Raw genomic sequence first — 25,997 nt, 5'->3', positions numbered from 1 at the left:
CGTCACCTCGGCTCTGTCGGCGATGCGGTCCGGGCTGGTGGATCGGCACGGTACCAGCCGGTGACGATCGAGCGCAGCTCGTTGAGCGGGCCGGCGGCCAGAATCATGGCCATGTGGATCATGAAGAAGCCGACCAGCAGCACCATCGCCAGGAAATGGATGGTGCGGGCCGTCTGCCTGCCGCCGAGCAGGTCTGGCAGCCACGGCATCAGCGCGTTGGCGGATGGCGACATGGCGAGCCCGGTGGCGATCATCAGCGGCAGCAGCACGAGCAGAACGCCGGCATAGGCGAGCTTTTGCAGCGGGTTGTAGGCGCGGCCGTGGTGGAAGCGCAGACGGATATGGTTCGCGACATCGCGCGGAAGCCCCGCCAGATCGGCCCGACGCGGCAGCAGGTCGCGGACGAGATGGCCGTTGAGCAGGCTGCCGATCAGCCACAGGAGCAAGCTGGCGACGAGAACCCACGCGAAGAGGAAATGCACCACGCGTCCGGTCGCCAGATCCTGCCCGGACGGGATGGTCGCCCAGGCCGGGAAGGCGCGTGCGGCGTCGCGTCCGTCGCGTTGCGAAAGCCCGAGCAGGCCGGTGGTGTCGAATCGCGCGCCAAGAATTTCGGTCACGCCGCGCCGGCCGGCGCCGGTGTCCTCGTCGAGGATCGCCAGAACCCGGTTGTCGAAGGCGACGCCCGACTGATCGCCGACATAGAGTACCGGATGGGCGTTGAATATCTGCAGGCCCGATAGCAGCAGGAAGAACAAGCTGATCGCCCAGGCCCAGTGCGTCAGCCGTGTCGACAGGGCCTGGCGATAGACGAGCGGTCCTTTGATGCCCCTCGCCGGGCGTCCTTCGGCGGTATCCGATTTCATGCGACCGGCCCCTGCGGGCGCGCCGTGGGCGCCCTTCATTCAGAGATACGAAGGGGTGATTGCTTCGGTTTCAACGAACGCCGCTCGCATCCCCGCGGGGTGCGTTCGGCAACAAGCTATGGGCTGGGCGCGAGCGACACGGCAAGGTTCACGGCGGCCGCCACCAGCACGGTGTTGAAGAAGAACGAGACGATCGCATGGAGGATGTTGATGCGCCGCATCGCCGAAGTGGTGACGGCGACGTCGGAGGTCTGCGCCGTCATGCCGATCACGTAGGAGAAGTAGACGAAGTCGCTGCCGCCAGGCTCCTTCGTGCCGGGAAAGTCGAGGCCGCGCCTGGCTCGCGGCCCGGTGGCCTCGTCTTCCCCATCGGGCTGCCAGTAGAGATGCGCGTAGTGAACGGCCGCCATCATGTGGATGGCCAGCCAGCCCAGCGGCACCGCCGAAAGCGACAGCGCATAGAGCAGCGGGTCCGGCGCGCTGCGGGCATTGATGGTGAGGAACAGCGACGCCACCGCGACCGCAACCGCGCCCAGCGTGATGAGGAAGATGATCGAGACCGGAATGTCGTCGCTGGCGGCGTGGCGGCGCAGGTAGCTCGGGGTGAGGCGCGGCAGGCCGGCGAGCGTTGCCGCCAGGTAGGTGAGGAAGAACGCATTGGCGGCGATCGTCACGGCAAGCATCGGCGCGAACCGGAGTGCGACCCCGCCGGCGGCGACGGCTGCGGCCGCCGCCAGATAGAACCCCATGTGTTTCTTCAGCAGGAATGTCATGTCTGCGCCGCGGCGACGGCCCGGCGGCATTGCTCGTCCAGGGCGCTGAGGAAGCGCGAACGGTCCTGCCGGGAGAAGCCGGCGTTGAAACCCTTGCTCTCTCCGGTCTCGCGCAGATGCTGCTTCAGGTCGCGCATGGCGACCGCCATGCCGATGTTGTCGGGGGTGAACGGCTTTCCGGTCGGCCCGAGCACATGCGCGCCGCCGCCAACGGCGCGTGCCGCGAGCGGGATGTCGGCGGTCACCACGATGTCGTTGGCCTTGGCGTTGTCGACGATCCAGTCGTCCGCCGCATCCGCCGATTTCGACACGACCACATTGCGTATCATGGGATCGCGCGACGGGCGCAGGCCGCCGTTGGAGACGAAGGTGACGACGAGGCCGAAGCGCTCCGCCACCTTCACCACTTCCTCCTTCACCGGGCAGGCGTCGGCGTCGACATAGATCTGCGGCGCCTGCATGGGTTGGACCTCAGTAGACGACCACGCTGCGGATGCTCTCGCCGGCATGCATGAGATCGAAACCCTTGTTGATCTCGTCAAGCGCCAGCGTGTGGGTGATCATCGGGTCGATCTCGATCTTGCCGGCCATGTACCAGTCGACGATCTTCGGCACGTCGGTGCGGCCGCGCGCGCCGCCGAAGGCCGCACCCTTCCAGACGCGCCCGGTGACGAGCTGGAACGGCCGCGTCGAAATCTCCTGGCCGGCGCCGGCCACGCCGATGACGATCGACTGGCCCCAGCCGCGATGCGCCGCTTCAAGCGCCTGGCGCATCACCTTGACATTGCCGGTGCAGTCGAAGGTGTAGTCGGCGCCGCCGATCTGGTCGGCGCCGCGCTTGGTCAGGTTGACCAGGTAGGGAACGATGTCGCCGTCGACCTCCTTCGGGTTGACGAAATGGGTCATGCCGAAGCGCTCGCCCCATGCCTTCTTGTCGTTGTTCAGGTCGACGCCGATGATCATGTCGGCGCCGACCAGCCTCAAGCCCTGGATGACGTTGAGGCCGATGCCGCCGAGCCCGAAGACGATCGCCGTGGCGCCGGCCTCCACCTGGGCGGTGTTGATGACGGCGCCGATGCCGGTGGTCACGCCGCAGCCGATGTAGCAGATCTTGTCGAAGGGGGCGTCCGGATTGACCTTGGCCAGCGCGATCTCCGGCAGCACGGTGAAATTGGAGAAGGTCGAGCAGCCCATGTAGTGGAAAACCTTCTCGCCGTTCAGCGAGAAACGCGAGCTGCCGTCCGGCATCAGGCCCTGGCCCTGGGTGGCGCGGATGGCCGTGCACAGATTGGTCTTGCGCGACAGGCAGGACGGGCACTGCCGGCATTCCGGCGTGTAGAGCGGGATGACGTGATCGCCCTTCCTGAGGCTGGTCACGCCCTTGCCGACGTCGACCACGACGCCGGCGCCTTCATGGCCGAGAATCGCCGGGAAGATGCCTTCCGGATCGGCGCCCGACAGCGTGAACTCGTCGGTGTGACAGATGCCGGTCGCCTTCACCTCGACCAGCACCTCGCCCTCGCGCGGCCCTTCGAGGTCCACCTCCATGATCTCCAGGGGCTTTCCGGCGGCAACGGCGACGGCGGCGCGGGTTTTCATGGCGGAACCTCCGATTTCGATTTCGGCCCTTGGTGTCAGGATTTCTCGGACTGTTCAAGCGCCGACGGCGGTCCATGTCGCGCAGCAGCGCGAATCCGGGGTCCCGACCGCTCGCCGACAGCCCCATTGCGGGATGGGCCTCGCTCGATCGACACGATCCGTCCGGGCCGCGAACGCCGTACAGCGGCTTGGTCAGGCGCTTGGCACGATTTGCAGGAGTTCCGGCCAAGACGTTGGCATATCCGCCTTTTTTTTACCCGGCAAACGGCCGCCTAACGGAGTGTTGCAATCCTGCCGCACGGGCTCGTCGGCTGTGCGGCTGCGGTCGGATTTCAGCAATCTGTCACATCGGCGCAGTCGGTCGCGGCTAGCGTCGCCGGCGAAAAGGGGTGGGGTCTACCGCATCATTTTTCAGTCACGGGACCGGCAGGGGGCGCCATCCCGCGGGCTTCACGTCCGGCCCTTTCATTAACGATATCCACTGGAGAAACGAAATGAACATCAAGAGCCTGCTTATCGGCTCTGTCGCGGCGCTTGCCGTGACCTCGGGCGCGCGCGCCGCCGACGCGGTCGTCGTCGCCGAGCCCGAGCCCATGGAATATGTGCGCATCTGCGACGTGTACGGCTCCGGCTTCTTCTACATGCCCGGCACCGAGACCTGCCTGAAGATCAGCGGTTATCTCCGCGTCGATATTCGCGGCGGCGACTATTTTGCCCGCGTCAGCAATGCCGGCGAGGAAACCTACCGCAATCGCGTCCGCTTCCAGCTGCGTACCGATGCCCGCACCGAGACCGAGCTCGGCACCCTGCGCTCCTATGCGGCGATCAACTTCCAGTACCAGGCCAGCGGTTCGGCCAGGTTCGATGGTGACGGCCGTCGGCTCTCGGATTACGACAACGAAGACTACCTCGACATCGAGCACGCCTATATCGAGCTGGGCGGCTTCCGCATCGGCAAGACGGACTCCTACTTCTCGACGTTCACCGACTATTCGTCGGGCGTGATGAACGACGGCATCGTGCCCTACGGTCCCTTCGATACGTTGCAGATGGCTTACACCTACACCGGCGCGAACGGGTTCTCCGCCGGTATCGCTCTCGAGCAGGGGGACGAGGACGAGGCCGTCAACTACACGCTGCCTGGCTTTCCGGCAGCGCCGGGCGTCGGCGCCGGCATCACCGAAGACTACGCGCCGTATGTGGTCGGCGGCGTCTCGCTGAAGCAGGGCTGGGGCAAGATCGGCGTGGTCGCCGGCTATGACAGCTGGGAAGACGAAGTTGCCGTCAAGGGCCGCCTGGATGTCAACATCACCGAGACCGCATCGGTCTTCGTGATGGGCGCATGGGATTCCGCTGGCGACGAGATATCCGTCAACGGCGCTGGCGTCATCGTTGACAATGGAAGCAACTTCTACGCTCCTTGGGGTGGCGACTGGGCCATCTGGGGCGGCACGCAGGTCAAGTTCAACGAAAAGACGACCTTCAACGCCGAAGTCGGCTATGACGACTTCGAGAACTTCTCGGTCGCGGCCAACGTCCGCTACGAACTGGTGCCGGGTTTCCAGATCACGCCGGAAATCGTCTACGTGGACAATTTCCGTGACGACGCTCCTGACGATTCCGACAAATGGGGCGTGAACGTCCGCTTCCAGCGCACGTTCTGATCCATCCACGACTTCTTGAGGTTGTATGAGGGAGCCCGGCGGGTGATCGCCGGGCTCCCTTTTTTGCGTTGGCTGCCTCGGGACGGGCCTCGCCATCTCGCGACGGTGCCGGCGTCGCCTTGCTGGGGTCCCCCCTTGCGGGGGCTTATCACCGCACCCCGGCTGGTCTTCTTCATCGACAATCATGCTGCTCCGCGCGGCTTGGCGCTCGAACGGGAGCGGGCGCATGCTGGGGGCGGGGCACATTATTGACCTGCCCATATAACCTATGTAGATGAAGGTAAGCTTTATTATTTTTAGCTTACTTAAGAATCGGGCATGGCGAGGAGAGGGCCATAGCACTGTCCGATATTTGATGCCGCGACAGAGGTGGCCTCAGGGAGGAGGCGGAGGGGGAAATCATTCCGGCTTGAACGGCGGAACGGCGCGGGGCGGCGCTGTGCCGCGTCGATATTGCTCGCCCTGATTTTACTTGTTTTTCAATGGAGATGGGAATGAATGCTAAGAGTCTACTCTTGGGCTCGGCCGCGGCCCTTGTCGCGGTCTCCGGTGCCCGCGCGGCCGATGCCGTGGTCGTCGCCGAGCCGGAGCCGATGGAATATGTGCGCGTCTGCGACGTGTACGGCACCGGCTTCTTCTACATGCCCGGCACCGAGACCTGCCTGAAGGTCAGCGGCTATATTCGTGTCGACATCCGCGGCGGCGACGCGTTCGAGTTCATCTCGAATGCCGGCGAGGAGACCTACAACAACCGCGCCCGCTTCCAGCTGCGCGTCGATGCCCGGACGGAAACCGAGCTCGGCACGCTGCGGTCCTACGCGCAGATCAACTTCAACTATCAGGCGCTTTATACGACCACGGTCGTCGGTTTCGATCCCGACACCGGCGAGGCGATCACCAGCACCTCCTACGACAACAACGACTTCTTTGCCATCGAGCATGCCTATATCGAGCTCGGCGGCTTCCGCGTCGGCAAGACGGACTCCTACTTCTCGACGTTCACGGACTACGCGTCGGGCGTGCTGAACGACGGCCTGGTCCCCTATGGTCCGTTGCAGACGTTGCAGATCGCCTACACCTACACGGGTGCCAATGGCTTCTCGGCCGGCATCGCCCTCGAGCAGGGCGACGAAGGCGGAGTCGGCGGCGGCATCACGGAAGACTACGCACCCTATGTCGTCGGCGGCGTGTCGCTGAAGCAGGGCTGGGGCAAGATCGGCGTCGTCGCCGGCTACGACAGCTGGGAGGACGCGGTGGCGGTCAAGGGTCGCCTCGACCTCACCATCACCGAGACCGCCTCGGTCTTCGTGATGGGCGCCTGGGACTCGGCCGACGAGGGCGGCCGCAATTTCTACGCCCCCTGGGGCGGCAAATGGGCCATCTGGGGCGGCACGGCGGTCAAGTTCACCGACAAGGCGACCTTCAACGCCGAAGTCGGCTATGACGACTTCGAGAACCTCTCGGTGGCGGCGAACGTCCGCTACGAACTGGTCCCCGGTTTGGCCGTGACGCCCGAGATCATCTACAGGGACAATTTCGACCTGGACGACGCCGACGCGTGGGGCGCGCACCTGCGCTTCCAGCGCAACTTCTGATCTCCCGGCGGCGGCTGCACGAAACGACCCGGCGAGAAATCGCCGGGTCACTGTCGCCTGGTGTGTGCCGGACCGCGGGCAAGAGGGCGCAAAAACAAGGCGCTTGAGCCGGTTGCGCCATACCCATAAGAAGGATGGAAAGCCGCCGGGGAGAAGCCGCCTTTGTTCAAGAAGATCCTGATCGCCAACCGCGGCGAGATCGCCTGCCGGGTCATCAGGACGGCGAAAAGGATGGGCATCGCCACGGTCGCCGTCTATTCGGATGCCGATCGCGACGCGCTGCATGTCGAGATGGCCGACGAGGCCGTGCACATCGGCCCGGCGCCGGCGGCGCAGAGCTATCTGCTCGCGGGCAATATCGTTGAAGCGTGCAAGGCCACGGGGGCAGAGGCCGTGCATCCCGGCTACGGCTTCTTGTCGGAACGCGCCTCCTTCTGCGCCGCGCTCGAGACGCAGGGCATCGTCTTCATAGGTCCGAAGCCAAAAGCCATCGAGGCGATGGGCGACAAGATCGAATCGAAGAAATTCGCCAACGCGGCGAAGGTCTCCACGGTCCCCGGATTCCTCGGCATCATCGAGGATGCAGACCACGCCGAAAAGATCGCCGGCGAGATCGGCTATCCCGTGATGATCAAGGCGTCGGCCGGCGGCGGCGGCAAGGGCATGCGCATTGCCTGGTCGAAGGACGAGGTGCGCGACGGTTTCGAGCGCGCCCGCTCTGAGGCGAAGAGCTCCTTCGGCGACGACCGGGTCTTCATCGAGAAATTCGTCGTCGAGCCCCGTCACGTCGAGATCCAGGTACTGGCAGACGGCCACGGCAACGCCATCTATCTCGGCGAGCGCGAATGCTCGATCCAGCGGCGCAACCAGAAGGTCGTGGAGGAGGCGCCGTCGCCCTTCCTCGACGAGAAGACGCGCAAGGCGATGGGCGAGCAGGCGGTGGCGCTGGCGAAGGCCGTCGAATACCAGAGCGCCGGCACGGTCGAGTTCATCGTCGACCGCGACAAGAATTTCTTCTTCCTCGAGATGAACACGCGCCTGCAGGTCGAGCATCCGGTGACCGAACTCGTCACCGGCATCGACCTGGTCGAGCAGATGATCCGCGTCGCCGCCGGAGAGAAGCTTTCGATCCGCCAGCAGGACGTGAAGCTGAGGGGCTGGGCGGTGGAGAGCAGGCTCTATGCCGAGGACCCCTATCGCAATTTTCTTCCCTCGATCGGTCGGCTTACGCGCTACCGGCCGCCGGCGGAAGGCCGGACCGGCGACATCGTCGTGCGCAACGACACCGGGGTCACGGAAGGCTCCGAGATCTCGATGTTCTACGATCCGATGATCGCAAAACTGTGCACCTGGGCGCCGGATCGCTTGGCCGCGATCGATGCCATGTCGGCGGCGCTGGACGAGTTCGTCGTCGACGGCATCGAGCACAACATCCCGTTCCTGGCCGCGCTGATGCGCCATCTGCGCTGGCGGGAAGGGCGGCTGTCCACCGGCTTCATCGCGGAGGAATATCCGGACGGCTTTGCTCCGGTGTCGCCGAGCGCGGAGGAGAAGGCGGTGCTCGCAGCGATCGCGACCGCAGTGGAACTGCTGCGCCGCGACCGCCTAGACAGGCTTGGCGGCCGGCTCGCGCCGCATTCCGGTGCGCTGAAGCCGGACTGGGTGGTGAAGCTGGGCGCCGACTATCTGCCGGTGCATCTGGGCGAAGGCATGGTGTCCGTGCCGATGGAGCTCGACGTGGCGGTCGCGGAGGGCAAGCCGATGACGGTGGCGTCGGACTGGCGGCCCGGCGAGCCGGTCTGGCGCGGCACTGTCGGCGGCCGCGCGGTTGCCGCGCAGCTCCGCCCGGTCGACAACGGCGTGCGCATCGCCTGGCAGGGCATGTCGGTCGCCGCAAGGGTGATGCTGCCGCGCACGGCCGAGCTCGAGCGGCTGATGCCGGTGAAACTGCCGCCGGACACCTCGAAATTCCTGCTCTGCCCGATGCCCGGGCTGGTCGTGTCGCTCGCCGTCGGCGAGGGCCAGGAGGTCAAGGCCGGCGAGACGCTGGCCGTGGTCGAGGCGATGAAGATGGAGAACGTGCTGCGCGCCGAGCGCGATGTTACCGTCTCGAAGATCAACGCCAGGCCGGGCGACAGCCTTGCCGTCGACGCGGTGATCATGGAGTTCGCGTGAGCGGCATCGGCAGGCTCGCGCCGCGGCCAACTGCGGTCTAGAATAGCCGGCATCATTCCTGTATAGAGCCGCCTTCCCGACAAGGCGGGAGCGCCGGGCATTCCCGCCCTGTGCGCGACGATTGGGTGCGACGATGACGAAATGGTCCCCGAACTCCTGGCGCGGCAAGCCCATCAGCCAGGTGCCGGCCTTTCCGGACGCCGCGGCGCTCGCCGAGACCGAGGCCCGTCTCGCCACCTTTCCGCCGCTGGTTTTTGCAGGCGAGGCGCGCAAGCTGAAGAAGCAGCTTGCGACCGTCGCTGCCGGTGACGCATTCCTCCTCCAGGGCGGCGACTGCGCCGAAAGCTTCGCCGAGCATGGCGCGGACAACATCCGCGACTTCTTCCGCGTGTTCCTGCAGATGGCGGTGGTGCTCACCTTCGCCGGCGCCCAGCCGGTGGTGAAGATCGGCCGCATCGCCGGCCAGTTCGCCAAGCCGCGCTCCTCCGACAACGAGACGATCGGCGGGATCACGCTGCCCAGCTACCGCGGCGACATCATCAACGGCACCGGCTTCGACGAGAAGTCGCGCCTGCCCGATCCGGCGCGCCAGGAGATGGCCTACCGCCAGTCGGCGGCGACGCTGAACCTGCTGCGCGCCTTCGCCCAGGGCGGCTATGCCAGCCTGGAGAACGTGCACCGCTGGATGCTCGGCTTCGTCTCCGACAGTCCGCAGGGCGAGCGCTACGAGGCGCTGGCCAACCGCATCACCGAGACCATGGATTTCATGCGGGCGGTCGGCATCACCTCGGAGACGAATTTCGCGCTGCGCGAGACCGACTTCTACACCAGCCACGAGGCGCTGCTGCTCGGCTACGAGGAGGCGCTGACGCGCGTCGATTCGACCTCGGGCGACTGGTACGCCACCTCCGGCCACATGATCTGGATCGGCGACCGCACCCGCCAGCCGGACCATGCCCATATCGAGTACTGCCGCGGCGTGAAGAACCCGCTCGGGCTGAAATGCGGGCCGTCTTTGACCCCGGACGGGCTGCTGCAACTCATCGACCTGCTCAACCCGGAGAACGAGCCGGGCCGGCTGACACTGATCGCCCGCTTCGGCGCCGACAAGGTGGGCGAGCACCTGCCGAAGCTGCTGCGCGCCGTGAAGCGGGAAGGGCGCAGTGTGGTGTGGTCGTCCGACCCCATGCACGGCAACACCATCACCGCCGCCGGCTACAAGACCCGGCCGTTCGACCGCATCCTCAAGGAGGTGCAGACCTTCTTCGACGTGCACCGCGCCGAGGGCACGCATCCCGGCGGCATCCATGTCGAGATGACCGGCAAGAACGTCACCGAATGCACCGGCGGCGCCCGCGCCATCACGGCCGAGGACCTGCAGGACCGCTACCACACGCATTGCGATCCGCGCCTCAACGCCGACCAGGCGATCGAGCTGGCCTTCCTCGTCTCCGAACTGCTCAAGAAGAGCGCCGGCGAGACCGAGCGCAAGGTCGTCAACGGCTGACGCCAGGAACGGGCGGCACGCCGCCCGGTCCAATCTCTCCACGTCTTCGGCATGGAACCGATCGTCGGCTTGTTCTACAAGAGCGGGAGACGATTGACGGCGGTTCGCGCCGCGATTGGCCGGCAGCGGCCGTTCGTTGCGTTGCCGGCATGCCGGCGCGGACGAAGTCGCCGGCCCTGGAGCGTGGAACGGGTGAGAGGCACCGGAAAATCGCTGGAGGAAGCACGCGGCTTCTACGCCAAGCAGATGGCGGCCGCCAGCCGTTCCGCCGATCCGCGGCTGGAGCGCGTGTTCGCCATGGTGCCGCGCGAGGCCTTCCTGCCGCCGCCGCCCTGGCACGTCCTGATCAACGACCACATCGTCGAGACCCCCGGCTCCGATCCGTCCTATCTCTACCAGAATTCGCTGATCGTGCTCGACGCCCGAAAAGGCATCAACAATGGCGAGCCGTTCCTGCACGCCGGATGGATCGGCGCGGTGGCGCCGCAGCCGGGCGAGCACGTCGTTCATATCGGCACCGGCATGGGATATTACACCGCGATCCTGTCGATGCTGGTCCTCGATGGCGGCTCCGTTACGGCTTATGAGATCGATGTGTGGCTGGCCGCTGCCGCGGCCCGCAATCTCGAGCCTTTCGACAATGTGACGGTGGTGAATGCCGACGCGGTCGCGGCCAGGCTACCGGCAGCCGACGTCATCTATGTGAATGCCGGCGTGGTGGCGCCGCCGGCCTCCTGGCTGCAGGCGCTGAAACCCGGTGGACGGCTCGTCTTTCCCTGGCGCCCCGCCCGCGACATCGGCATCGCCATGCTGGTTACCCGCCTGGCGGCGGGTTTTTCCGCGCAGCCGCTGTCGCGCGCCTGGTTCATTCCCTGCGTCGGCGCCTCGGAGGATGCCCGCACCATCCGCCGGCCCGGCTACAGGTCGGCCTGGAAGACGCGGGCGATCGTGCTGGATGGGGAGCGCGAGCCGGACGACAGCGCCGTCGCCGTCTATCACGGCCTATGGTTTTCCTCGCAGCCTCCCGCCTGATCGCAGCGCCATGACCCCGAGCCTTGTTCCCCTGGACATTCTCCTTGTCGCGATCGGCGGCTCCATCGGCGCCTCGGCGCGGCATGTCGTCAACATCGTTTCCGCAAAGCTGTTCGGCATCGGCTTTCCTTGGGGCACGCTTGCGGTCAATGTGGTCGGCTGCTTCGCCATGGGCGTGCTCATCGAGGTGCTGGCGCGCCGCTTCAACGCCTCTAACGAACTGCGCCTGTTCATCGCCACCGGCATCCTCGGCGGCTTCACCACCTTCTCCGCCTTCTCGCTGGATTTCGCCGTGCTGTGGGAGCGCGGTGCGGCCGCGGCCGCGGTCGGCTACGTGCTGGCGAGCGTCATCGGGTCGCTGGCCAGCGTGTTTCTCGGCCTGTGGCTCGCAAGAAGCATCGCATGATGCTATGGCGCCCGTTCGCAAGGAACGGTGGCCGGCATGGCAGGCGTGGAACAGATCAAGGTCGAGGCGGGCGAGGCGGGCATGCGGCTCGACCGCTGGTTCAAGGCGCATTTTCCCGGGCTCGGTTTCGGCCACCTGCAGAAACTGCTGCGCTCGGGCCAGGTGCGCGTCGACGGGGCCCGCGCCAAGTCTGACACCCGCGTCGAGCCCGGCCAGACGGTGCGCGTGCCGCCGCTCGCCGTCGACCGCAAGGGCGGCGCGCCGCTGACGCAGCGCGGCCTGCGCGGCATCGACGACGCCGAGGCGCTCGCCCGCATGACCCTCTACGAGGACGAGAAAGTGTTCGTCTTCGACAAGCCGTCCGGGCTTGCCGTGCAGGGCGGCTCGGGCGTCACCCGCAGCGTCGATTCCATGCTCGAGGCCTTGCGCAACAAGAAGGGCGAGAAGCCGCGGCTGGTGCACAGGCTCGACCGCGACACGTCCGGCGCGCTGGTCGTCGCCCGCACCAGGCTGGCGGCCATGAAGCTGGCGGAAGCGTTTCGCGGCCGCGACGCCCAGAAGACCTACTGGGCGCTGGTGAAGGGCGTGCCGAAGAATCGCGAGGACAAGATCTCGACCTGGATCGTCAGGGAGCAGACGCCGGACGGCGACCGCATGCGCGTGGCCCGGCACGGCGAGGACGGCGCCGACCACGCCGTCTCCTACTACCGCGTCGTCGAGCAGGCCGGCCAGACCCTGGCCTGGCTGGAGATGGAGCCGCATACCGGGCGCACGCACCAGCTGCGCGTGCACGCCGCCCATATCGGCCATCCGATCATCGGCGATCCCAAATATTTCGAGGCCGACACCAACTGGGACTTTCCGGGCGGCATCCAGAACCGCCTGCACCTGCACGCCCGCCGCATCGTCATCCCGCATCCGGGCGGCGGAAAGATCGACGTGACCGCGCCGCTGCCGCCGCACATGCGGCAGAGCTGGGGCCTGCTCGGCTTTGACGAGGCGAGCGCGGGGGAGGAGGCGTGACCGTGGCCGCTCCGGCGCTGGAGCGTCGCGACGCCATCGACACGGCGGCCGTGGTCATCATGATCGGCCTGACCTTTTCCTGGGGGCTGAACAGCGTCGCCGCGAAACTGGCCAATGTCGGCTACAACCCCGTGCTGGTCACGGTGCTGCGCTCGGCGATCGCCGGCGTGCTGGTGTTCGGCTGGTGCCGCTGGCGCGGCATTGCGCTCTTCCAGCGCGACGGCACGCTGCTGCCGGGCATCGTTGCCGGCATGCTGTTCGGCGGCGAATTCCTGCTGATCTTCCACAGCCTGGATTTCACCAGCGTCGCGCGCAACACGCTGATGGTCAACACCATGCCGTTCTGGGTGCTGCTCGGCGCGCATTTCCTGCTCGGCGAGCACATGTCGGTGCGGAAATGGCTCGGCCTGCTGCTGGCCTTTGCCGGCGTCGTGCTGGTGTTTTCCGACAAGCTCAGCCTGACCGGGCCGCACGCGCTGTGGGGCGACGTCATGGGCTTGGGCGCCGGGATCCTGTGGGCCGCCACGACCCTCGTCATCAAGTCGACCAGGCTCGCGCATGCCGGCGCCGAAAAGCTGCTGCTCTACCAGCTGGCCGTTTCGGCCGTGCTCATCGCGCCCCTGCTGGTCTTGGCCGGGCCATTCACGCGCGACCTTTCCGCGCTCGCCACCGGCGCGCTGCTGTTCCAGGCGATCTTCGTCGTCGCCTTCACCTATGTCGTCTGGTTCTGGGTGATGCGGCGCTATCCGGCCGCCGGCCTTTCCAGCTTCGCCTTCCTGACGCCGGTATTCGCCGTGCTGCTTGGCGGCCTGCTTCTGGGCGAGCCGCTGTCGGTCCGCATCTTCCTGGCACTCGGGCTGATCGCCGCCGGCCTCGTCATCGTCAACCGGCCGGCGCGGGGGCGGCAATGACCAGGCTCGTGCTCTTCGATTGCGACGGCACGCTCGTCGACAGTGCGGCAATCATCCATGGCTGCATGGAGCGCACCTTTGTCGAAGCCGGCCTTGCGCTGCCCGAGCTCGCCTCGACCAAGAGCGTGATCGGCCTCAGCCTGCATCTGGCGATCGCCCGCATGATCGGCCGCGAACCCGATCCGGCGACCGACGTGCTCGTCGAGCGCTACAAACATCATTTTTCCGCCATGCGCGGCGAGGCCGGATTCCACGAGCCGCTCTATCCCGGCGTCGCGGCGCTGCTTGCCGACCTCGCCGGCCGCGACGACTTGCTGGTCGGCATGGTGACCGGCAAGTCGCGGCGCGGCGTGCAGGCGGTATTCGCCACCCACGGCTTCGCCGAAACCTTCCTGGTGGTGCGCACCGCCGACGACTGCCCGTCAAAACCGCATCCGGCGATGGTGCTGGAGTGCTGCGCCTTCGCCGGCGTCGATCCGGACTCGACCTTCGTGGTCGGCGACGCCATCTATGACATGCAGATGGCCCGCGCGGCGGGCGCCCGCGCGATCGGCGTGGCCTGGGGCTACCATGACGCGCCGGCGCTTTTCGCGGCCGGCGCCGAATGCGTGCTGGCAAGCCCGGCCGAGCTGATGCCGCTGCTTGCCTGAACAGGATTTGGCTCATGCGCGATCTTCTCAACGACCTCGATGCCGGCCGGCATCTCTCCGATCCCGACCCCGTCCGCCGGGCGCAGATCCAGATGAGGACGCCGCTGCCGAAGCGCTTCTACAAGGCGGTTTCCGTGGAACCCGGCGAGAGGGGGCATGTGGTCAAGCTCGACGGCAAGCCGGCGCGCACGCCGGCCCGCACCCTGCTCGAACTGCCGAGCGAACGGGCCGCACGACTGGTCGCCGACGAGTTCGATGCCCAGGGCGAGACCATCGACCCGGTGACCATGCCGGTGATGCGGCTCGCCAATACGGCCATCGACGGCGTGGCGCACGAAGCCGATGCCGTACTTGAGGACATCCTGCGCTTCGCCTCCTCCGACCTGCTGTGCTACCGCGCCGATGCTCCGGAAGCATTGGCGACGCGGCAGAACGAGGCCTGGGACGGCGTGCTCGACTGGGCGCGCGATGCGCTCGGCGCGCGCCTGAACCTGGCGGAAGGGGTCATGCATGTCGAGCAGCCGCGCGAGGCGATTGCCGTGCTGGCGATCCATCTGAGGCAGCGGGCGGAGCCGTTCCGGCTGGCGGCCTTGCACCTGATGACCTCGCTCACCGGGTCGGCGCTGCTGGCGCTCGCCGTCGAGGCGGGCGAGCGCGATGTCGAGACGGCCTGGACGGCCGCCCATGTCGATGAGGACTGGCAGGCGGAGCACTGGGGCCAGGACGCGGAGGCCATGGCCCGGCGGGCGCACCGCAAGCGCGACATGCTGGCGGCGGCGACGCTGATCGCGGCGCTGGACGGCTGATCAAAGCCTGAGCATCCGGAACATAAATTTCGAGAAGTCGCAGACTTTTCGGATGGAGATCTTGCTTCAAGCAGGGAGATAGAGCGGAATTTCGATCGCATTCCGCTCTGGAGCCGGAGCTCAGTGCCTGCGGTCGCGGGCGGTTTCGTCTATGGCCGCCTCGTGATACCAGGCGGTTTCGCCGGCGACGTCGAGCGTGCGCAGGGAGGCAAGCTCTGCCGCAAATTTGTCCTTGTTGCTCAAAATTGCAGCAGATGCGCGTCCACGCATCGGAAACGGCAAGATCTTGGCTGTCTGTCGTTCAGGGCTCGCATTCATGACCGGGGTTCCCTTTCCTGTGGACCGGTAAGGAGTCGCCTGTCCAGCAATGTAGGTTCTGCGAGTCGTTTAGGCAATATGCCTAAATCATTATCAGAATTGACTATTTTTTAGGCTTTCTGCGGCCTTTGCTCGATCGTCCGGCATTGCTGTGCTGCGGCAATTCGGCCTTGCCCGGGTTTGCAAAGCGATCACGCCGGACGTGGCACGCGCCTTGCTTTCTGTCTTCCGGCAGATCGGCCGCTGGTGGTCGAGAACGCATCGGGAGCGCCTTGCGTTCCGCTGAACTAGAGAGGTTAGAATGACGAAGTACAAGCTCGAGTACATCTGGCTGGACGGCTACACCCCTGTTCCCAATCTGCGTGGCAAGACCCAGATCAAGGAGTTCGCGGAGTTCCCGACGCTCGAGCAGCTGCCGCTGTGGGGCTTCGACGGCTCCTCGACCATGCAGGCGGAAGGCCACAGCTCCGACTGCGTGCTGAAGCCTGTCGCGCTTTATCCCGATCCGGCCCGCACCAACGGCGTGCTGGTCATGTGCGAGGTCATGATGCCGGATGGCGTCACCCCGCACGCCTCCAACAGCCGGGCCACCATCCTCGACGACGAGGACGCATGGTTCGGCTTCGAGCAGGAGTACTTCTTCTACAAGGACGGCCGTCCGCTCGGCTTCCCCGAGCAGGGCTATCCCGCCCCGCAGGGCCCGTACTACACCGGCGTCGGCTACAAGAACGTCGGCGACGTCGCCCGCCAGCTCGTCGAGGAGCATCTCGACCTCTGCCTCGCCGCCGGCATCAACCACGAGGGCATCAACGCAGAGGTCGCCAAGGGCCAGTGGGAGTTCCAGATTTTCGGAAAGGGCTCGAAGAGGGCCGCCGACCAGATCTGGATGGCGCGCTACCTGCTGCTGCGCCTGTGCGAGAAGCACGGCATCGACATCGAGTTCCACTGCAAGCCGCTCGGCGACACCGACTGGAACGGCTCGGGCATGCACTGCAACTTCTCGACCGCCTATATGCGCGAAGTCGGCGGCAAGGCCTATTTCGAGGCGCTCATGGCAGCCTTCGACAAGAACCTGCTGGATCACATCGCCGTCTACGGCCCGGACAACGACAAGCGCCTGACCGGCAAGCACGAGACCGCACCGTGGAACAAGTTCTCCTACGGCGTGGCCGACCGCGGCGCCTCGATCCGCGTCCCGCACTCCTTCGTCAAGAACGACTACAAGGGTTACCTCGAGGATCGCCGCCCGAACTCGCAGGGCGACCCCTACCAGATCGCCAGCCAGGTGCTGAAGACGATCGCCGAGGTTCCGACCGACGCCGCCAAGAAGGCAGCGGCGTAAACCATCGTCCTTCAGGACACCCAAAAGCCCCGGCGGGAAACCGCCGGGGCTTTTTGCCGTCCGGTCGGCAATGTCCCGGCGCGTCGCGGCGATTTCGATGAGGAAAGCGTCAGTTCACCGCCTGAAAGCGGAATTCGCCATCGTTCAGGAAGCAGGCCTTGTCGAACAGTTTCAGGTCCAGCGGGTTCGGCAGCCGGACATCCCGAAGATCCGGCAACGGCCTGCTGGCCGGGTCGTACGACCGGTCGATCTGCGAGATGAAGACGATGATCAGTCCCTTGTCCCGGGCAAAGGCCTTGAGCGCGCGAACCTGAACGGCCAGGTCCGGGTTTTCGCGCCTCTGATCGAGCAGCTGCAGGTAGTCCACGACCGCCAGCGTGCCGCGCGGCGCCGTTCCGAGCCTTCCGATCATATGGTCCGCGCTGATGGCGTCGGAGCCGTCGAAAGTGAACAGGCCGTCGAACCGCGGCCATTCAACCCCGATCGCGCGGAAGCAGCCCTGGACGTCCTTCTCGGTGTATTCGAGGCTGAAGAACACGCTTCGATGGCCCGATCTCATGGCTTCCACAGCCAATTCCAGGCCCATCAGGGTCTTGCCGTGTCGCGGCCGCGCTGCGAGCAGCACGAGATCGCCCGGCGCCAGGCCGCCGAAAAGTTTCCCCGCCGGCGAAGCCGCGGCCATTTTCGCCACGAGCAGGCTCCAGGCGTCGAAACCTTCGGTTCTGGCGGTGCGGTCGAGAGCCTGGTGGAGCGGAATGTTTTCGTCGCGCGCCAGGCGCTTCGATTTTCGCTTGAGCTGGTAGACGGGACCGGAAAGCTTCATCGAAAAAGAACCTCCTATTGCGGGCAAATTTTCGCAATCCCTCCTTATGCGGCTGCCCGAACAGTCGGTTCGGCGACGGAAATGGCCCCGCATGAACTGTGCTTTCCCGGCGGAGGGGGGAGGCGTGGGCTGCGCCAGAATCGGATCATAGCGCGATTCGGCAGGCCGGACACGGCCGGTCCTCCGGGCGCCCCGTCCCGTTCAGGATCCGGCGCCGAAGGTCTGGTAGAGCCATATGGCGATGTCGCTTTCGAGTGGAAAGGACAGCATGCCCATGACCGAATAGCCGAGCAGCCATGGCATGAGGTAGAAGCGTATCATGAAGAAGAACCAGGCCACGTAGAGCGGCACCAGCGGCTCGACCAGGAAGCTTGGCGTGATCGGCCGGAAGGCTGCCAGCAGCGGGTTGGTTGCCTGGACGAAGAAGCGCATGAAGAAGAAGCTGGAATTCTCCGGCAGGAACAGGCCCATCGCCGTGCGGCCGATCAGCGTCCACATGGCCAGGCCCAGCACGTAGTCGACGACGATCACCCACAGCGGGTGCATGAAGATGAGATGTTCCGAACCCTGCACGCCTTTGCCCCCCAAGGAAAAGGGGCAGGAGAGCATCCTGCCCCTTCGCCGTCCTTCTAGAACATGATCCCGGGAAGCGGAAAGCCCGCTTCCCGGTGATGCCTTTGCAATCAGTGCCCCGCGGCGAGAATGGTCCTTCCGCTCGGCACGCGGACCTCGTCCACCATCTCCTGGATCTCCTTGCTCGGCTCGCGCGTCGCCAGGCTGACGACGACCATGCAGATCAGGCTGACCGGCATGCCGATGATACCGAAGCGGATGTCGTCGATGCCCATCCAGGGATCGATGATCTTGTTGAAGACCAGGTAGAGATAGAGCGACCCGGCGACGAAGCCGCCGATCATGCCGGCGATCGCTCCAGGGGCATTCGCGCGCTTCCACCAGACGCCCAGCACCAGCGGGAAGAACAGGCCGGAACAGGCGAAGTCGAAGGCCCAGGCCACCGCCCCCAGGATTCCGGTCAGTTGCAGCGAGGCGATGAGTGCCGCCGCCACTCCGATGAAGAGCAGCAGGATACGGGCGACGGTGAGGCGCCGCCGCGTGTCGGCCTGCGGGTCTATCATCTTGTAGTAGAGGTCATGGCTGAGCGCGTTGGCGATGGCCAGCAGCAGGCCGTCCGCCGTCGACATGGCGGCCGCCAGGCCGCCGGCGGCGACGAGACCGGAGATGACGTAGGGCAGGCCGGCGATTTCCGGCGTAGCCAGCACGACGATGTCCGGCCGCATGAAGAACTCGTTCAGCTGGACGATGCCGTCGCCGTTCTGGTCCTGCACGGCCAGCATGCCGACCGAACTCCAATGCTTCACCCATTCCAGGTTCGACACGTCGGCGAACGCCTTGCCGATGACCGAGGTCGCCAGAGTGGGATCGAGCAGTTGCAGCTTCGTCAGCGTGGCAAGCGCCGGCGCCGAGAAGTAGAGCAGGAAGATGAAGAACAGCGACCATCCGACGGAACGGCGCGCCGAACGGACAGATGGGGTGGTGAAGTACCGCATCAGGATATGCGGAAGCGAAGCCGTGCCGGCCATCATGCAGATGGCGAGCGAGACCATGGCCCAGCCCTTGCCTTCCGGCGCGTTCATCGGCGTCGTCAGCACCGATACGCCGGGAATGGCCTGCGCCGCCGGGGTGAGCCCGTACTGCACTTCCAGTTCGGCGATGCGGCTGAGGGCTTCCCCGTAGGAGAAATGCGGGATGATGCCGAAGCCCTGGCGGTTCGACATCCAGATGATCGGCACCAGATAGGCGATGATAAGCACGATGTACTGCGCCACCTGGGTCCAGGTGACGCCCCGCATGCCCCCCAGCATCGAGCAGATGAAGATGCCGATGAGTCCGAGCCAGACGCCGACCTCGAAGGGCACGCCGAGCGTCTGGGCGGCGATCGTTCCGGTGGCGTTGATCTGCGCCGTCACGTAGGTGAAGGACGCCACCACCAAAATGATCACGGCGCAGAGCCGGGCGGTGTTGCCGCCGTAGCGGGTGCCGACGAAGTCCGGCACGGTGTAGCAGCCGAACTTGCGGAGGTAGGGCGCCAGCAGCGAATTGACGAGCACATAGCCGCCCGTCCAGCCGATGATGTAGCCCAGATAGGGATAGCCGCCGAAATAGACGCCGCCGGCCATCGCCACGAAGGACGCGCCGGACATCCAGTCCGCTGCCGTCGCCATGCCGTTGTAGAGCGCCGGAACCTCGCGGCCGGCAACGTAATAGGCGTCGACCTCCGCCGTTCGCGACAGCCAGCCGATCACCGCGTAGATGGCGATGGTGAAGAGCAGAAAGCCGATGCCGATCACCTGGGCGCTGGCGCCCATGCTCTCGAGAAGAGCCATGAGGAAGAAGAAAACGACAAAGCCCAGCGTATAGAGCGCGTAGACCTTGCCCAGATTGTCGAGGAAGCGCCCTCTGCGCCCCTCCTGAGTTGTCGTCGTCATTGTCTCCCCCCTAGTCGCCGAGGCCAAATTCGTCGTCGATCTGATCCTGCCTCCAGTTCTGGCCCCAGATCAGCACGAGAAACGCAATGAGAGACCCTTGGACGCACATGTAGAAGCCCAGCGGAAAGCCCAGGAATGTGAACGCGTTGAGTGCACTTGCGAAATACGGGATGATGATCGCGAAAATCGCCCACAGGATCAGAACGATCGTGTTGAGATTGCGCGTCTTCTCCCAATGCCGTTGCCTGGCATCGGAGTCGTTGCTGGCCATTTCTTCCTCCCCTCGTCTCGTCGACGGACGGATTCGTCCGTCGGCAACGAGCGCTCCAAGACGGAATCGCCCACTTGCATGATTGCAGACCGGCGCCTATCGCGAAATAATCCGATCGTAGTATGCCCGGAGGCGGCGGTGCGGGGCGGCGGGAAGTGATGAAACGCGTTATCGAGCGGTTCTCGGAAGCATCGGGCTGGCTGGTCGAGACGGCATCAAGGCTGTCGGTCCGGCGTGATTCGGCACCTGTCGACAGTGTCGAGCGCCTGTTCGACTTCGTTGCCACCCGTTCGGCCCTGATCACCCAGAAGAAGCTCTACGGCTATCTCAAGGAGCGCATCGGTATCCGCTACCCCGAGATGTTCGAGGACGAAGTCTTCGCGCGATCGATCGACATCGCGCGGATGCAGGTGTTCGCCGCTTCGCTGGCGGACCTGACCGTCCACGCCGTCGCGCAGGTCGCGGCAGGTGGGCGACTGCCGGCCGACAGTCGCGGTGAACTGGCGATCGCGTGCTATGACCATGGGGTGGCGGTCAACGAGGGTCAGGCACCCGACCCGGAAGCGCCCGAGGCGTGGCGTGCGGCCTTCGCCGAGCGGCTGTCGCGGACCGCCTGGGAAAACATCGCAGCAGGTGCCAGCGCATTCACCGAAAGCCCGAAGGCGTTGATCCGCTGGGCGCCGATCGCCGACGAGCACAAGCGCTTCGACCGCGAGGTCGTCGAGAATTCCATCCGCTTCGCCTGGAACGAGGTGATCCAGGATTTTCGCAACCGGCTGGATGCGGCAGGTGTCGCGGCTTCGTGGCGGGAGGGGCGGGCGAGGAATCTGTCGGCCAATTGAAATTCCTCGGTGTAAGCTAGTTTTTATTAGCCTCTTCCATAAGACGCCCGCGAACATCGACTGCGATTTTGGTGAAATCTTCCCAGACTGGGTCCGCCAACAATGCTTCCAATCCTAACGACGGCCACCCATTAAGCTTATCGCTGGCCCTAGCCGACGGGATTGCTCGTAGCCGGTTAAGCAAGTTCTGCCTTTCAGTCGAATCGCGATACGCCGAGGTAGAGGCGAGATAGGCCAGAGACGTTTCCAATCGACCAGAACTGCGCCGCAGAAAAAAGGGCCAGGCGATCTTGCCGTTCGGTTGTTTGAGATTTGCATACACGGAGTCCTGACTTTCCGTTATGCCGATGCTGAAGCCATTGGACCGAAGCCATTCGATTGCCTTCGTGGTACCACGTCCGGCGTCGACGCCGTGTTTCTCTTCGAGAGCCCTCAGCCACTCGCTTTCGGACAACTGCTCCTTAACCTCAGTCACAGCCTTCGCTGACTGAGCCCGTTCTGTTTGCCCTACCAATCGCGGGACAAGCGTCCGCATACCGTTGGCACTAGTGAACTGCTCGACCTCAATGGCCAGAACTTCCGCGGGCCGCATCTGCTCGTTTAGAAACTCAACGATTCGAGCAAGCTCCTTCGGGATCCGATCCGCGACAAACAACATTCGTATGCGCCCTGATCTGAGATTGGCCTCGACCGCCCGCCAGAACGATTCAATATCGCCGTCGTCCAGGAAGGCTGAAAGCTCTGCATCTGGATCTTTGGCCGCCTTGTTGGCGGTTTCCCGGTAGACTTGAACAATGCGTTCGATAGGCCAGTATGCGACCGCATTGGCAGCGTAGTCGAGCATCTGCGCGACAACCTCACGTCGTGCTCGAGTGTCTGCGGCTTGTTTGACCTCGACCAACACGGGTACGCCTTGTCTGTCCAAAAACAGATGATCCAGGGACCAACGATCCGCACCATTGGCGGAATCGGGAACCGGATGCTCACGGCGAATAAGCAGCAGTTTGCCTTCAACTCCGCCGGCAAGCCGTAGCATAGCGGGATGATCGCCTAAGAGGCGCTGAAACAGGTCCTCCGAATCGTAGCTTGTCCGGTTCAGTTCTGTGAGTTGGTTGTCCAGCCCTACGAGAAAAATGCTGCTCATGTCGCTCCCCCCAGATAGTGGCCGAGTATTTGATACAATAAAAACCCCGGCGTCACCGCCGGGGTTTTTCGTCCAAGCCCATCGCCCCGAAAGGGCTCAGACCGAATAATACATGTCGAACTCGACCGGGTGCGGGGTCATCTCGAAGCGCATGACCTCGGCCATCTTCAATTCGATGTAGGCGTCGATCTGGTCGTCGTCGAAGACGCCGCCGGCCTTGAGGAAGCCGCGGTCCTTGTCGAGGTTCTGCAGCGCCTCGCGCAGGCTGCCGCAGACTGTCGGGATCTTCTTCAGCTCCTTCGGCGGCAGGTCGTAGAGATCCTTGTCCATCGGCTGGCCGGGATGGATCTTGTTCTTGATGCCGTCGATGCCGGCCATCAGCAGCGCGGCGAAGCCGAGATAGGGGTTGGCGCCCGGATCGGGGAAGCGGATCTCGACGCGCTTCGCCTTCGGCGACGAGCCGAACGGAATGCGGCAGGAGGCCGAGCGGTTGCGCGCCGAATAGGCGAGCAGCACCGGCGCCTCATAACCCGGCACCAGCCGCTTGTAGGAGTTGGTCAGCGGGTTGGTGAAGGCGTTGATGGCCTTGGCGTGCTTGATGATGCCGCCGATATAGTAGAGGCAGGTTTCGGACAAGCCCGCATATTCGTTGCCGGCGAAGGTCGGCTTGCCTTCCTTCCAGATCGACATGTGGACGTGCATGCCCGAGCCGTTGTCGCCGAATACCGGCTTCGGCATGAAGGTCGCCGTCTTGCCATAGGCGTTGGCGACCTGGTGCACGACGTATTTGTAGAGCAGCATCTTGTCGGCGTTGCGCACCAGCGCGTCGAACTTGACGCCGAGTTCGTGCTGGGCGGCGGCGACCTCATGGTGGTGCTTCTCGACGCGCACGCCCATCTGGGCGAGCACCGTCAGCATCTCGGAGCGCATGTCCTGGCAGCTGTCGATCGGCGGCACCGGGAAATAGCCGCCCTTGACGCGCGGCCGGTGGCCTAGGTTGCCGGTCTCGTAGTCGGTGTCGTCATTCGACGGCAGCTCGGAGGAGTCCAGCTTGAAGCCGGTGTTGTACGGGTCGGCCTTGTACTTGACGTCGTCGAAGACGAAGAACTCGGCCTCGGGACCGACATAGATGGTGTCGCCGATGCCTTCGGCCTTCATGTAGGCCTCCGCCTTCTTGGCGGTGCCGCGCGGGTCGCGGTTGTAGGCCTCGCCGGAGACCGGATCGAGGATGTCGCACAGCACAACCATCGTCGACTGGGCGAAGAACGGGTCCATGTGCACCGTGTCGGTGTCGGGCATCAGCACCATGTCGGACTCGTTGATCGCCTTCCAGCCGGCGATCGAGGAGCCGTCGAACATCACGCCGTCGGCGAACATGTCCTCGTCGACCTCCGCGACATCCATGGTCACGTGCTGAAGCTTGCCCTTCGGATCGGTGAAGCGCAGGTCGACGAATTTCACGTCGTTGTCCTTGATCTGCTTCATGATGTCTTTGGCTGTCGTCATGTGGCGTTTTCCCTGATTGACGTTTTTGTAAAGAGATTCGATTTCGAAAAAGTCCGCCGGCCTGCTCAGATCGCGTCCAGGCCGGTCTCGCCGGTGCGGATGCGTACCACTTCCTCGATGTTGGAGACGAAAATCTTGCCGTCGCCGATGCGCCCGGTCTGCGCCGCCTTGCGGATCGCCTCGATGGCGCCCTCGACCGATTCGTCGCCCAGCACCACCTCGATCTTCACCTTGGGCAGGAAGTCGACGACATATTCGGCGCCACGATAGAGCTCGGTATGGCCCTTCTGCCGGCCGAAGCCTTTTGCCTCCGTCACCGTGATGCCCTGCAGCCCCGCCTCCTGCAGCGCCTCCTTCACCTCGTCGAGCTTGAACGGCTTGATGATCGCTTCGATCTTCTTCATTTCCGGCACGGCCTCCAATCAAAGGACGGCGGGCTCGCCGGCCCGCCTTGTTGTGCCTGAACCAAAGCATGATCCGTGCCAGTTGTCAGCCACAACCCGGCCCGGTCGCAAGTCCCGTCCGTTCCCGGCCGTCGACGGTGCAACCGTGGGCCGCGACGCCTGCCGGCAGGTGGCGTGCCGGCAGGCGGGCAGAGGGTCGGGGCTGTCTATTTTTTCATCAGCCTATTTTGTGGGCGTTTTGACGAAATAATAGGCAACATGTGGTTCGTTTCGTGCGGTTCCCTGCCGTGCTATGCCAGACGAACGCTCAACCTTTCGACAGGTTCTGGCCGTATGCCGTTCGAACTGCTTCTGCCAGACGAAATGGTCGCCTGTGACCGGCGCGCCATCGCGGCCGGCCCCTTCGACGGCTACCAGCTCATGCAGCGGGCCGGTGCCGCGGTCGCCGCCATCGTGCTCGAGCGCTTTCCGGCGGCCTCCAGGGTCGACGTGCTGTGCGGGCCGGGCAACAATGGCGGCGACGGTTATGTCGTGGCCGAACTGCTGCGACGGTCGGGCGTGGACGTGGCGGTCTACGCAGAGGGCCCGCCGCGCGATGGCAGCGACGCCGCGCTGGCGGCCGCCGATTGCAAGGTGTGGCCGCAGCCGCTCGCCGCCTTCGCGCCTTCGGCCGGTGGCCTGGTGGTCGACGCCGTCTATGGCGCCGGGCTGGCGCGCGCCGTCGGCGGCGCCGCGCGCCGTGCCATGGAAAGCGTCAGGACGGCCGGCGTTCCGGTGGTCGCCGTCGATCTTCCCTCCGGTGTTTCGGGTGCGACGGGCGAAATTCTCGGCGAAACCTTTCAGGCGGCCGTCACCGTCACCTTCGTGCGCAAGAAACCCGGACACCTTCTCCAGCCCGGCCGCACCGCCTGCGGCGAGGTCGTCGTCGCCGATATCGGCATCGGCGACGACATCGTGGCGGCTGCCGGCGCCACCTGCTTCGAGGACGGCCCGGAGCTCTGGAAACCCAGGTTTCCCCGACCGGCGGTCGACGCCCACAAATATTCGCGCGGCCATGTCGCCGTATTTTCAGGCGCGGCGAGCGCCACCGGCGCGGCGCGTCTGTCGGCGCTGGCGGCGGCGCGCGCCGGGGCAGGGGCGGTGACGCTGCTGTCGCCGTCGGAGGCGCTCGCCGCCAATGCCGCGCATCTCACGTCGATCATGCTGCGCAAGGCCGACACGCTGGAGGAGGCGCTGGCCTTCTTCGCGGACCGGCGGCCGGCGGCCTTCGTCTACGGGCCGGGACTGGACGCCTCGGCCGAGACCGGGCGCCTGCTGTTCGAGCTGATCGACCGCCTGCCGCGCCCGCTGCCGGCGGTGGTCGACGCCAGCGCGCTGACCTCGCTCGCCGCCGAGCCCGGCCTGCTCGCCGGACCTTTCGGCGGGCGCGCCGCCGACCTGGTGATCACGCCGCACGAGGGCGAGTTCGGCCGGCTCTTCCCCGACCTGCGAAAAATTCCGTCGAAGCTCGAGCGTGCGCGCCGGGCGGCCGACCGCGTCGAGGCGATCGTCGTCTACAAGGGGCCCGATACGGTGATCGCAGCACCCGACGGGCGCGCCGCCATCAACTCCAACGGCACGCCATGGCTGGCGACCGCCGGTTCCGGCGACGTGCTCTCCGGCTTCGTCGCCGGCTTTTTGGCCCAGGGCATGCCGGGTTTCGAGGCGGCCTGCGCCGGGGTCTGGATCCATGCCGAGGCGGCAAGGCGCTTCGGGCCGGGGCTGATCGCCGAGGACATTCCGGGCGAGTTGCCGGCGGTGCTGCGCGACCTGCTGGATTGAGGGGACGGGCCC

General features: G+C 65.3%; 25 protein-coding genes. 13 read left to right on the top strand and 12 right to left on the bottom strand.

Annotated features, from left to right (window positions below; genetic code table 11):
- Positions 1-2: 2 nt before the first annotated feature.
- The 4 genes from AC5JDC_RS23240 to AC5JDC_RS23225 form a co-directional block, all read right to left on the bottom strand.
- Entirely contained in the window at positions 3-866 is an 864-nt protein-coding gene (locus tag AC5JDC_RS23240) for a cytochrome b/b6 domain-containing protein (protein ID WP_495844988.1), read from the bottom strand.
- 116 nt (positions 867-982) lie between these two features.
- Positions 983-1,639 carry a DUF1345 domain-containing protein gene (locus tag AC5JDC_RS23235; protein WP_495844986.1) on the bottom strand — a complete coding sequence of 219 codons (657 nt, stop codon included), beginning with the start codon at positions 1,637-1,639 and terminating at the stop codon, positions 983-985.
- A complete protein-coding gene (locus AC5JDC_RS23230; protein ID WP_495844984.1) occupies positions 1,636-2,100 on the bottom strand; it encodes a YaiI/YqxD family protein in 465 nt (154 codons plus the stop codon). The genes AC5JDC_RS23235 and AC5JDC_RS23230 overlap by 4 nt, the downstream gene beginning before the upstream one ends.
- 10 nt (positions 2,101-2,110) lie before the next feature.
- On the bottom strand, positions 2,111-3,238 hold the full coding sequence (locus AC5JDC_RS23225) for an S-(hydroxymethyl)glutathione dehydrogenase/class III alcohol dehydrogenase (RefSeq protein WP_495844982.1): 1,128 nt from the start codon (positions 3,236-3,238) through the stop codon (positions 2,111-2,113).
- Positions 3,239-3,732: 494 nt separating this feature from the next.
- Here AC5JDC_RS23225 and AC5JDC_RS23220 point away from each other — a divergent pair, with 494 nt between their 5' ends.
- The 10 genes from AC5JDC_RS23220 (at position 3,733) to AC5JDC_RS23175 (ending at position 15,007) form a co-directional block, all read left to right on the top strand.
- Entirely contained in the window at positions 3,733-4,902 is a 1,170-nt protein-coding gene (locus tag AC5JDC_RS23220; RefSeq protein ID WP_495844980.1) for a porin, read from the top strand.
- Between the two features lie 494 nt (positions 4,903-5,396).
- Positions 5,397-6,497, top strand: coding sequence for a porin (locus AC5JDC_RS23215; protein ID WP_495844978.1), 1,101 nt, complete (start codon positions 5,397-5,399; stop codon positions 6,495-6,497).
- A 162-nt stretch (positions 6,498-6,659) separates the two neighbouring features.
- Entirely contained in the window at positions 6,660-8,672 is a 2,013-nt protein-coding gene (locus tag AC5JDC_RS23210) for an acetyl-CoA carboxylase biotin carboxylase subunit (RefSeq protein ID WP_495844976.1), read from the top strand.
- Between the two features lie 133 nt (positions 8,673-8,805).
- The gene (locus AC5JDC_RS23205; protein WP_495844974.1) at positions 8,806-10,179 is read left to right on the top strand and encodes a class II 3-deoxy-7-phosphoheptulonate synthase; all 1,374 of its coding nucleotides are present in this window, start codon (positions 8,806-8,808) and stop codon (positions 10,177-10,179) included.
- Between the two features lie 183 nt (positions 10,180-10,362).
- Entirely contained in the window at positions 10,363-11,211 is an 849-nt protein-coding gene (locus AC5JDC_RS23200) for a protein-L-isoaspartate O-methyltransferase family protein (RefSeq protein ID WP_495844972.1), read from the top strand.
- A gap of 10 nt (positions 11,212-11,221) precedes the next feature.
- Positions 11,222-11,617: a fluoride efflux transporter CrcB gene (crcB, locus tag AC5JDC_RS23195; RefSeq protein ID WP_495844970.1), complete on the top strand. Its 396-nt coding sequence runs from the start codon at positions 11,222-11,224 to the stop codon at positions 11,615-11,617.
- Positions 11,618-11,653: 36 nt separating this feature from the next.
- Positions 11,654-12,640 carry an RluA family pseudouridine synthase gene (locus AC5JDC_RS23190; RefSeq protein ID WP_495844968.1) on the top strand — a complete coding sequence of 329 codons (987 nt, stop codon included), beginning with the start codon at positions 11,654-11,656 and terminating at the stop codon, positions 12,638-12,640.
- On the top strand, positions 12,637-13,551 hold the full coding sequence (locus AC5JDC_RS23185; RefSeq protein WP_495844966.1) for a DMT family transporter: 915 nt from the start codon (positions 12,637-12,639) through the stop codon (positions 13,549-13,551). The genes AC5JDC_RS23190 and AC5JDC_RS23185 overlap by 4 nt, the downstream gene beginning before the upstream one ends.
- Complete coding sequence (locus AC5JDC_RS23180) at positions 13,548-14,201, top strand: HAD-IA family hydrolase (protein ID WP_495844964.1); 654 nt, start codon at positions 13,548-13,550, stop codon at positions 14,199-14,201. Before AC5JDC_RS23185 ends, AC5JDC_RS23180 begins: the two co-directional genes overlap by 4 nt.
- 14 nt (positions 14,202-14,215) lie before the next feature.
- A complete protein-coding gene (locus tag AC5JDC_RS23175) occupies positions 14,216-15,007 on the top strand; it encodes an ATP12 family chaperone protein (RefSeq protein WP_495844962.1) in 792 nt (263 codons plus the stop codon).
- Between the two features lie 120 nt (positions 15,008-15,127).
- Here AC5JDC_RS23175 and AC5JDC_RS23170 read toward each other — a convergent pair whose 3' ends face one another.
- On the bottom strand, positions 15,128-15,325 hold the full coding sequence (locus AC5JDC_RS23170; RefSeq protein WP_495844960.1) for a DUF2735 domain-containing protein: 198 nt from the start codon (positions 15,323-15,325) through the stop codon (positions 15,128-15,130).
- Between the two features lie 301 nt (positions 15,326-15,626).
- Here AC5JDC_RS23170 and AC5JDC_RS23165 point away from each other — a divergent pair, with 301 nt between their 5' ends.
- Positions 15,627-16,667: a glutamine synthetase beta-grasp domain-containing protein gene (locus tag AC5JDC_RS23165; RefSeq protein ID WP_106770380.1), complete on the top strand. Its 1,041-nt coding sequence runs from the start codon at positions 15,627-15,629 to the stop codon at positions 16,665-16,667.
- A 109-nt stretch (positions 16,668-16,776) separates the two neighbouring features.
- On the opposite strand, the gene AC5JDC_RS23160 is transcribed toward AC5JDC_RS23165, so the two are convergent.
- The 4 genes from AC5JDC_RS23160 to AC5JDC_RS23145 form a co-directional block, all read right to left on the bottom strand.
- Entirely contained in the window at positions 16,777-17,490 is a 714-nt protein-coding gene (locus AC5JDC_RS23160) for a DNA helicase (protein WP_495844958.1), read from the bottom strand.
- 201 nt (positions 17,491-17,691) lie between these two features.
- Positions 17,692-18,063, bottom strand: coding sequence for a hypothetical protein (locus AC5JDC_RS23155; protein ID WP_245428276.1), 372 nt, complete (start codon positions 18,061-18,063; stop codon positions 17,692-17,694).
- 110 nt (positions 18,064-18,173) lie between these two features.
- Entirely contained in the window at positions 18,174-19,997 is a 1,824-nt protein-coding gene (locus AC5JDC_RS23150) for a sodium:solute symporter family protein (RefSeq protein WP_495844956.1), read from the bottom strand.
- 10 nt (positions 19,998-20,007) lie between these two features.
- On the bottom strand, positions 20,008-20,268 hold the full coding sequence (locus AC5JDC_RS23145; protein ID WP_106770377.1) for a DUF4212 domain-containing protein: 261 nt from the start codon (positions 20,266-20,268) through the stop codon (positions 20,008-20,010).
- 158 nt (positions 20,269-20,426) lie between these two features.
- On the opposite strand from AC5JDC_RS23145, the gene AC5JDC_RS23140 reads away from it, so the two are divergent.
- Entirely contained in the window at positions 20,427-21,110 is a 684-nt protein-coding gene (locus AC5JDC_RS23140) for a hypothetical protein (protein ID WP_495844954.1), read from the top strand.
- 16 nt (positions 21,111-21,126) lie between these two features.
- Here AC5JDC_RS23140 and AC5JDC_RS23135 read toward each other — a convergent pair whose 3' ends face one another.
- The 3 genes from AC5JDC_RS23135 to AC5JDC_RS23125 form a co-directional block, all read right to left on the bottom strand.
- Positions 21,127-22,254, bottom strand: a complete 1,128-nt coding sequence (locus tag AC5JDC_RS23135) for a hypothetical protein (RefSeq protein WP_495844952.1) — start codon at positions 22,252-22,254, stop codon at positions 21,127-21,129.
- 96 nt (positions 22,255-22,350) lie between these two features.
- Positions 22,351-23,760, bottom strand: a complete 1,410-nt coding sequence (gene glnA, locus AC5JDC_RS23130; RefSeq protein WP_106770375.1) for a type I glutamate--ammonia ligase — start codon at positions 23,758-23,760, stop codon at positions 22,351-22,353.
- A 65-nt stretch (positions 23,761-23,825) separates the two neighbouring features.
- Positions 23,826-24,164 (bottom strand): P-II family nitrogen regulator, encoded by a 339-nt coding sequence (locus tag AC5JDC_RS23125; RefSeq protein WP_106770374.1) that lies wholly within the window; start codon positions 24,162-24,164, stop codon positions 23,826-23,828.
- A gap of 333 nt (positions 24,165-24,497) precedes the next feature.
- On the opposite strand from AC5JDC_RS23125, the gene AC5JDC_RS23120 reads away from it, so the two are divergent.
- Positions 24,498-25,985: an NAD(P)H-hydrate dehydratase gene (locus AC5JDC_RS23120; RefSeq protein WP_495844949.1), complete on the top strand. Its 1,488-nt coding sequence runs from the start codon at positions 24,498-24,500 to the stop codon at positions 25,983-25,985.
- Positions 25,986-25,997 lie beyond the last annotated feature (12 nt).

It is taken from the genome of Kumtagia sp. (assembly GCF_059502445.1).
The sequence above is the reverse complement of the archived record's forward strand: the minus strand, read 5'-3'. Positions and strand labels throughout refer to the sequence as shown.